The organism is Castellaniella sp., assembly GCF_034007085.1.
GTDB lineage: Bacteria > Pseudomonadota > Gammaproteobacteria > Burkholderiales > Burkholderiaceae_B > Castellaniella.
Map to the genome: position 1 here is coordinate 1 of NZ_JAVERO010000175.1, position 3,539 is coordinate 3,539.

Annotated in this window: 4 protein-coding genes; all 4 read right to left on the reverse strand. The window is 65.9% G+C overall.

Annotation, left to right across the window (positions count from 1 at the left end; genetic code table 11):
- Window positions 1–453 (reverse strand): chalcone isomerase family protein (locus RBR29_RS11160; protein ID WP_320349306.1); only part of this gene is annotated, 453 nt, incomplete at its 3' end.
- Window positions 450–977, reverse strand: coding sequence for a DUF4442 domain-containing protein (locus tag RBR29_RS11165; protein ID WP_320349308.1), 528 nt, complete (start codon window positions 975–977; stop codon window positions 450–452). The genes RBR29_RS11165 and RBR29_RS11160, both read right to left, overlap by 4 nt.
- A 28-nt stretch (window positions 978–1,005) precedes the next feature.
- Window positions 1,006–2,355, reverse strand: coding sequence for a porin (locus RBR29_RS11170; RefSeq protein ID WP_320349309.1), 1,350 nt, complete (start codon window positions 2,353–2,355; stop codon window positions 1,006–1,008).
- A gap of 244 nt (window positions 2,356–2,599) precedes the next feature.
- The coding region (locus tag RBR29_RS11175) for a 3-hydroxyacyl-CoA dehydrogenase family protein (RefSeq protein WP_320349311.1) at window positions 2,600–3,539 on the reverse strand (940 nt) is incomplete at its 5' end.

The window sequence follows — 3,539 nt, forward strand, 5'->3', positions numbered from 1 at the left end:
GTCGCCGGAAGCGCCCTCGCCGCCGGTTTTCATGAAGTCCTCGAAATGGGCCAGGGTGCCGGCCATGTCCTGCAGCTCGGCTTCGGTGCAGTTGGCCTTCAGGCCGTCGTTCAGCGCATCGGTCAGCGCTTTGCTGTTGATGTCGCGCAGCAGGGTCAGGCGCAGCATCTGGGGTTCGGCGCTGTTCAGGATCGTTTCGGCGTCCTGCGTCGGCTGCTGGCGGTACAGGGCGGCGACGTAGACGTGGAAGACGAACCGCTGGCGCAGCCCGGCGCCATTGAGCACCAGATTCTGGCCGGCGACCGACAGTTGTTCGGGCACGTCCACATTGGCCACCGTCAGGGCCAGCGCGGGTGGGGCCGCGCACAGGCCGGCGGCGGCCAGGGCCAGCGCGGCAGTCGTGCTGCGCAGCAGGGTTCGAATGGCGCCAAAGGAGGTGTTCGGGTGGGTCATGATGCGTCTCCTGCCGCGTCGGGGCGCGGCTTGCGTTGTTTGTAGTAGGCCTTGTCGGCCAGGTAGATGGTGCGCCGGACTTCCGTGTGCACCGTGCCGTCGGCGTCCTTCAGGTCCACCTGATAGACCCGTTCGGCTTCGTGATGGCGGTCCAGATCCTCGCGGATGCCCTGCAGTTCAGCCTCTGTCAGGATGAAATCCGCGTACAGCGTGCGGAATGCGGGTTTGCGGTAGCGGATTTCGGCGGCCTTGTCCCAAATGATGGCATCCCGCCCCAGGCGGGCCATCAGCATGCCCACATGCACGCCGTCGGTGACCGCGAACAGCGAACCGCCGAAGATCGATCCCACGATGTTGCGCGTGCGTCGGGTCAGCGCCAGGCGCACGCGCACGTGCAGCAGATCGCGGGATACATAGTCCACCCGGCCTCCCGTGGCGCGGAAGGCCGGGTGCAGGTTGAAGCCCGTGCGCATGGCACGCGCCTGCCACCGGGGCGGCAGGCGTTTCAACTGCGACAACTTCATGCCAGGCTCACGATCCTTATCCTCAGGTTCAGAACTGGTGCGAGAGCTGCACGCCGAGGATGTTTCCGCGGCTGTCGTAGTCGCCCCTGAGCACCCCCGCCCCTTCGGGATCGGAGGTGTTGTTTACCGAGGTTTTCTTCACGAACATATGGGCATAGCCGAAGTCCACCTTGGTGTTCTTGTTGAAACGGTATTGCGCACCCAGGGACACCCAGTAGCGGTCATTGTCCGGCAGCGAGGCGGGACGGAAGGCGTCATCGCGCACCGGCGACTGGTCCCAGGCCACGCCGCCCTTGAAGGTCCAGCTGTCACTGTACTTGTAGTGCGCACCCAGGGCCACGCGCCAGCTGTCCTTGAAGCGCAGGTCCAGTTCGGCGTCCGGGACGCCGGTGTTCTCGATTTTCAGTTCCGGGATGCTGCTCCAGCCGGTCCAGGACACGTCGCCCAGCAGGGTCCAGCGGTCGTTCAATTGATGCACCACACTGAGGACGGCGGTGTCGGGCAGTTCGACTGTGGTTTCGGCATCGTGGGTGCCGATCACGCCCATGCCGGCCAGCGCGCCGGCCGCAGCGCCAGGAAGCGAGCGGTTGCGGATCTTGGTGGTGCCGTCCGCATCGATCTTGACCTTGGAGCGGTAGGACAGACCGAAACGCGTTTCTGGGGTGGCTTGCCACAGCAGGCCGACGTTCCAGCCCCAGCCGTCACCCTTGGCCTTGACGCGGGCCTCCAGGTCGCCCGTGAGGGGGCCGGCGATGGGGTGCATGATCGCGGCATATTGCGCCTTGCGGTAGTCCGCGTCCAGGTGCATGTAGCTGACGCCCGCGCCGATGGACAGGGTGTCGGTGGCCTTGAAGGCGATGGACGGGTTGACGTTGATGCTCTCGATGGAGAATTTTTCCGAGTGGTAGCGTCCCGCCCAGCCTTCCTCGTAATCGGTCATCAGGCCGAAGGGCACGCTCAGGCCCAGCCCCAGCCAAATGCGTGGATTCACCTGCCAGGTGAAATAGGCGTTGGGCACGGCTGCCCAGGTGCCGGCGTCGTCACCATCAGATCCGCCGGACGCACCTCCGCCCAGTGGGCCCAGTGCATTGCCGCCAAAGTGGGTCGGCCGGGTGCTGCCGTCATTTGAGAACTTGAAGTTCGGTTTGATGGCCACGGCACCTGCGCTGGCGTTCATGCCCGGCAGCAGCGTCATGCCGGCGGGGTTGAAAAAGACGGTGCTGGCGTCTTCGGCGATTGCTGCCGAGCCCGCGTACGAAGTGCCCAGGCCGCTGGCGTTCTGTTCCAGCAGTTGGAAACCCGCGCCGTGGGCGATGCCTGCGGCACCCAGGCCCAGGATCAGGGCCGACAGGGTCTTGAGTGTGTACTGCGTTTTCATCGTGTCACCTCCGGTTTATGGATGAAATTTGTTTTCATGCACAGGCATGGGGCCTGTTGTTGGGTACTGTCCGGCTGACCACTCCGGGCTTTGAAATACAATCGGGGACGGTCATCCCCGGACTGCCCTCAGGGCTGCGGCCTGTCAGATATAGGACGCAAAAACCCCCCACGCCGCGCGGTCGGCGCAGCGTTGTTCGAGGCAGCGGCGGTGGTGCCGGGCTTGGCCCGGCGTCAAGGCAAAATCAATCGTCTTCGAATGTCATGGGTCCCCCCGTGTAAGGTGCGTAGCCTGTGCCGAAGATCACGCCCGCATTGGCGAGTTCAGCATCTGCGACGACGCCGGCGGCCAACTGACGGTGGGTGGCGTCGATCAAGGGTTGCAGCAGGCGGTGCGTCAGCCCGGCTGGGGCTGGGCTGGCTTTGGCGCGGACGGGCTTGCCATCACGCCAGCGGTAAAAGCCTTGGCCGGACTTGCGGCCCAGTTGGTTGCGGTCCAGATGGCGCGCCAGGCAAGCGGGCGGCTCGGCCCGGTCGGTCAGTTGCGCCCCGGCATCGCGGGCGATGTCCAGGCCCACCGTGTCGATGAGTTCGATCGGCCCCATGGGCATGCCGAAGGCTTTCATGGCGGCATCGATGGTATCGGGGCTCAGGCCCTCGTCCACGCAGCGCATGGCTTCCAGCATGTAGGGCGCCAGCACGGCGTTGACCAGGAATCCAGGCACGCTCTTGACGGGCAGCGGCAGTTTGCCGATCCGGCTGACGAAGGCGCAGGCGGCGGCCTGGGCCTGCGGGTCGGTGGCCTCGGCGGCGACGACCTCGACCAGGGGCATTTTGGCCACGGGATTGAAAAAGTGGATCCCCACCAGGCGTTCGGGCCGGGACAGACTGGTTCCCAGGTCCTGCAGCGACAGGCTGGAGGTGTTGGTCGCCAGCAGCGCGCCGTCTTTCAGGCGGGGCTCGATGGCGGCGTATAGGCCGCGCTTGGCATCCAGGTTCTCGCTGATGGCCTCGATGACCAGGTCGGCACGGGCCAGGCCCTGGCCGTCCGGATCCGGAATCAGCCGGTCGGCTGCCAGCCGCGCCTCGCGGGCGGGGCGGATCTTGCGGGCATACAGCGCCTGGGCGCGGCCAATGGCCTGGGCGATGCGCGTGCGGTCGGTGTCCTGCAGGGTGACGGTCAGG

What these genes read in the sequence shown, in the direction of transcription:
- RBR29_RS11165 (WP_320349308.1), bottom strand. Translation starts at nt 977, where the DNA reads ATGAAGTTGTCGCAGTTGAAACGCCTGCCGCCCCGGTGGCAGGCGCGT.
- RBR29_RS11170 (WP_320349309.1), bottom strand. Translation starts at nt 2,355, where the DNA reads ATGAAAACGCAGTACACACTCAAGACCCTGTCGGCCCTGATCCTGGGC.